Raw genomic sequence first — 274 nt, 5'->3', positions numbered from 1 at the left:
AGCAGGCTGGGAAACCAGTGCGCGCAGGCGGCCGTTGAACGACTCGATGTAGGCGTTCTGGTTCGGCTTGCCCGGCTCGATCAGACGCAGTTGCACGCCACGCTCATGCGCCCAGGTCACCATCGCCTTGCCGCAGAACTCCTTGCCGTTGTCGCTACGGATGACCTTGGGCAGACCACGCGTCTGCGCCAGGCGATCCATCACGCGCGTCACGCCCAGGCCGGAGATCGCCCGCTCCACCTCGATGACCACTGCCTCGTGGGTGGCGTCGTCG

The 274-nt window shown here is 66.4% G+C and carries 1 protein-coding gene; it reads right to left on the bottom strand.

The genetic code is table 11. The features are described from left to right. Positions 1 to 274, bottom strand: a 274-nt coding sequence (locus UU9_RS17165; RefSeq protein WP_007083035.1) for an IS3 family transposase, incomplete at both ends; no start/stop codon positions are given.

Source organism: Rhodanobacter fulvus Jip2, from assembly GCF_000264315.1.
Classification (GTDB): Bacteria; Pseudomonadota; Gammaproteobacteria; order Xanthomonadales; family Rhodanobacteraceae; genus Rhodanobacter; species Rhodanobacter fulvus.
The sequence above is the reverse complement of the archived record's forward strand: the minus strand, read 5'-3'. Positions and strand labels throughout refer to the sequence as shown.